This is a genomic window from Microcystis sp. LE19-84.1B (genome assembly GCF_027531875.1).
In the GTDB taxonomy this organism is placed as follows: domain Bacteria; phylum Cyanobacteriota; class Cyanobacteriia; order Cyanobacteriales; family Microcystaceae; genus Microcystis; species Microcystis panniformis.
Genome location: NZ_JAPZSR010000456.1, coordinates 1 through 4,702 on the forward strand (window position 1 = coordinate 1; position 4,702 = coordinate 4,702).

Sequence of the window (4,702 nt, forward strand, 5' to 3'; positions counted from 1 at the left end):
GTGATACTAAACGTCGGGACATATAAACAGTTATAAGGTTGGTCAGGGTTGACCTGTTAGATTCAGTCAGGGGACTGAAGACCTTACTAGGCGGTTATTTCAGGTATTTCAACCTTATTTCATGCCTAAACGTTTCGCACAAATCCGTTGAGTATGCGCTACATATCAAGATAGGCAAGAGGCAAAAGGATAAATAGATAATCAGTTTCTAATAACCGGATTTAGTATAAATCCCCGTTACAAAAACGGCCGACCGCCCCCTGCCTCCGTTATGGGGTTCTATAGGGGAATGCTCCTATAGGCAAAAGCTCTCAGCGTCAAGTACCAGAGAAACCAAGTATTTTAGAGGTTTTGAACTGTATCGTAGGGGCCTCCGAGAACAGGCTTCTGTAAGGGAGCGAAAGTCTGAGGAGAGAACCACCTCTGGGTGGGATTTCGCCAGGAATCTAATTCAAGTGGACTCGTTGAGCCATAAATTCACAGCAGTGATGCTAGAAGAATCCACGTCCGTAAACGGACGTGGGGTACGTCAAACTCTGTAAACGAAGTCGAGATTGGTCATGCCAGCCGCGGCACCAGCCCCAACATTGGCCATTAGGTAACTACCGACGACGGTGGAATCGTTATACCAGATGTCGCCGTTGCTAGTGTTGACGTAGATGCCGGCGGGGTTTCCCGATGCTCCCCCAGTGAACCCCGCTCCCTTGAAGAACCAGGCAGCGTTAAGGACACTTCCGTTCGCATTAGCACTATTAAAGACCAGACCCTTGATCCCCATACCAAGGGAGCCGGTCAAAGTGCCGTCAAGACTGTTCGCCAGAATGATTGTGTCATTGGCTACGGAGAAGTCGGTGATCAGATCACTGTTCTCTACGTTGTCGAACCTGAAGAAATCGTTTCCAGCACCACCAGTAAGAGTATCCAGACCCAAGTCGCCATTGAGGGTGTCGTTACCAAGGCCGCCATTGAGGACATTGCTGCCACTGTTGCCCGTGAGGACGTTGTTTTTGCCATTGCCAGTAGCGTTGATATTGGCATCTCCCGTCAGGGTCAAGTTCTCAATCCCATATCCTTGCTTACCAAGTGTCCCCGGTGCTAGAGAATAAGTGACTGAGGCAAATACCGTATCAGCCGTCCCACCTAGGGCATCGTCGGAGCTTTCTTTCACGATATCGCCCACATTGTCCACGTAGTAGGTGTCGTTGTTATCACCACCATTCATCAAGTCAACACCAACACCGCCATCGAGGGTGTCATTACCCGCTCCACCATTAAGAGTGTCATTACCTCCCCCTCCAGCTAGGGCATCGGCAAAGCTTGTCCCGACCAAGTTGTTATTGTCCAAGTTACCATCATTGTCAAGAATGGTGGCCGTAGCCGTGTCGGGTCCACTGATAGTGTAGCCGACGGGGGCGGTAATTGTGGTGATGATGGTTTCGCTGGGATCACTCAAGAGGTCATCTTTGGTGGGCAGAGTGATGGTAGCTTTGGAGGAACCTGCCGCAAAGGTGACGCTGTTAGGAGTAGTGCCTGTGTAGTCAACACCTGGAGTCGCTGTCCCCCCTAGGGTGTAGTTGACGGTTAAGGCACTGGAGAGGTCGCCGGTGCGGGTGAGGGTAAAGACACTGCTCACTGGACCTGCTTCCTTCCCATCGGTGGTTTTCACCAGAGTGAGGGTGCCAAGGTCGTCATCGATGATCGTCGCCGTAGCCGTGTCGGGTCCAGTGATAGTGTAGCCAGCGGGGGCGGTAATTGTGGTGATGATGGTTTCGCTGGGCTCACTCAAGAGGTCATCTTTGGTGGGCAGAGTGATAGTGGCTTTGTCCGCACCTGCCGCAAAGGTGGCTTGGCCTAAACTGGGATCATTGTAGTCGCTGCCGAGGGTAGCAGTACCCGCCAAGGTGTAGTTGACGGTTAAGGCACTGGAGAGGTCGCCTGTACGAGTCAGGGTAAAGACACTGCTCACTGGACCTGCTTCGTTACCATCGGTGGTCTTGGCGATCGAGATTGATTTTGTCGTAACACCGCCATCACCATAGATTTTGACATCATCAAGGTTCCACGAACTTACTGTATATACATCAGAGCTACCAACATTGAACCCGAAACGAATTTGAGTTGAGGCACTCTTGTAGGCACTAATATCAAATTGTTGAGGGGTCCAAGCGTTATCTTGGACTTCTGGAGAAGCTCCTGAACTCCAGAGATTGACCCAGCTAGAACCGTTGAAGATATCAACTGTGTTCTGCATATAGGGAGTGTAGTCACTATTGAGCCAACGGGCAAATTCAAAGAACAATTGATTGGCCGTGCTGGTGTTGATAACCGGACTGGTTAAATAATAGAAGCCGTGCAAGGCTGTAGAGGCATTTCCACCAATAACAACCCCAGCTACACCATTATCGGCTGTGGGAGTATTGTCCGTTCCGGGATCAGGGTTGCCATAATTTTGACCCGTAGAAGTTGTGGCGGCACCGATTTGCCATTCTGTCCCCAGAGTCCAACCCTGGCTGTTATTGGCAAAATCATCCGAGAAGTAGGTGGTAAATCCTTCCTCAGAAATAATAGTTCCCGTTGCTGTATTAGGAGAACCATCAATGTAGCCCGTCCCAGAATTGACGGTTAAAATAACTGATTCGCTGTTTTCCTGTACGGTGTCAGCAATCGGATCAACCTCGACCGTTGCCGTTGTCGCACCGGGGGCAAAAGTGACGGTTCCTAATTTCGTCGTCGGGTCAAAGGTGACAGCACTACCTGTTAATAGGTTGTAATCGGCTGGGTCGCTTCCCACCGGAGCAGCGTTGGCTATGCCACTCGCCCCGAAGTTAACGGTCAGGGGAGAACTCAGGTTTAAGTTAGTGCGAGTAAAGGTATAAACCAAGTTAGTCGTACCGTCTTCCTGCACACTGGCCGGGCTGACACTGACGGTTACGGAAGGTAAGTTAGCCGCCAAAGCATTAAAAACATTGAGCCGCTTACCAGAAACCGTTTTCCCTGCTAAAGCCGCAATCGGATCCCCCGTGTTCATTAAGGTGTTTTTCACCTGTTGTGCCGTCCAGGTGGGATTTTGTGACCACAACAAAGCCGCCGCCCCGGTGACATGGGGACTGGCCATGGATGTCCCTGAAAGGGTCGCATATCCACCACCAGGAGCCAGACTGTAAATGTCTGAACCAGGCGCACCTAAATCTACGCTGGTTAAGCCATAGTTAGAAAAGGAAGAGAGAGCATCGGTGCGGGTGGTAGAAGCAACGGAAATAATATTAGGGAGGTCGTAGCTGGCAGGATAGGAGGGGCTTGTGTCAGTGTTTTTTGCATCATTACCAGCCGCCGCAATAAATAAAGCTCCCGCCTGACCCGCCGCGTTAATCGCATCGTAGAGGGCTTGACTATAAACGCCGCCTCCCCAGGAGTTATTGGTGAGCTTAACTCCTTTGGCCGTCGCATAGTTAATTGCCAAAATAGCATTGGAGGTAGAGCCTGATCCTTGATCATTCAAAAACTTCAGCGGCATGATTTTGGCATTCCAAGCCACCCCCGTCACGCCGACCCCATTATTTCCTTTGCCAGCAATGGTTCCCGAAACATGGGTTCCGTGACCATGAACATCACTGGGGTCATTGTCGTTATAGGCAAAGTCCCAACCGTGAATGTCATCAATGTAGCCATTGCCATCGTTGTCAATGCCATCTCCGGCAATTTCCCCCGGGTTTGTCCAGATATTACCGGCCAAATCGGGATGATTGTAGTCAACTCCCGTATCAATGACCCCAATCACTAAATTAGGATTGCCAGTTTGAATGTCCCAGGCTTCAGGGGCATCAATATCGGCATCGGGAGTACCACCATTTTGTCCGGTGTTATGCAGTCCCCAAAGTTGATTAAAACTGGGGTCATTGGGGAATGTCGCCTGGGTACTAATTGTACCCAGCGTCCGAATATAGTCGGGTTGTATGTATTCAAAAATCGGATTGGAGCGATATTTTGCCAGAATCTTCTCCACAGAGAGCGACCCCGATAACTTCCAAACCTGCGCCCCCGTTAGCCTAATCGTCTGGGTGCTGACAGCACCAAAGAGGGACTGAAACTGAGCAACTTGGGCGCTGGCGATCCCTTGCTTAAACTTGACAATGAGTTGATTGGGAGCATAAGGGGCAAGAGTGCTAGTTGCTGCCGGTTCTAGCTCTGAGGTGACGGGGTCGGCAGTGGGTACAGAGGCAGGACCCGACGCTGGACTGGTGGTGACGGGGGCAGCGGTGGGTACAGAGGCAGGACTCGACGCTGGACTGGTGGGATAACCAGAAGAGTTAATACTGAGGGAAGCGGGAAAGACCACTTGACTCGTAGTAGCAGGGGAGACTGGAACCGTGGGGGCCTCCGAGGAGACTTTAGATGGGGAGGGGTTAGAGTTCAGGACTCCTAAGGGAGAAGTTTCCCTCGATACAGTTAAATCGTGGGAACCTGTTAAATCAAAGGTGATTGGAAAGGATTGCTCAAAACTCAAAGAATCTGCTGGAGATGTCATATTTGTACTAGATAAATCGGAACTTACTTGTGTCGTCTTCATCGGAAATTTTGGGTCTGAAACCCCGCCGTTCTAGGTTGGCTTTACGTTAGAATTAAAAGGCCAGTCTCGAAAACCAAGTGGACGGCGCAGCACCTGGAAAACTCGGCTTAGGGGGTTCCGACCAGAAAAGCTTGG

At 50.6% G+C, this 4,702-nt stretch carries 1 protein-coding gene; it reads right to left on the minus strand.

The genetic code is table 11. The features are described 5' to 3' along the window. Positions 1-529: 529 nt before the first annotated feature. On the minus strand, positions 530-4,567 hold the full coding sequence (locus tag O9324_RS25470; protein WP_288141658.1) for a S8 family serine peptidase: 4,038 nt from the start codon (positions 4,565-4,567) through the stop codon (positions 530-532). Positions 4,568-4,702 lie beyond the last annotated feature (135 nt).

Excerpts from the sequence above, each read along its gene's own strand:
- O9324_RS25470 (WP_288141658.1), bottom strand. The coding sequence starts at position 4,567 with ATGAAGACGACACAAGTAAGTTCCGATTTATCTAGTACAAATATGACA.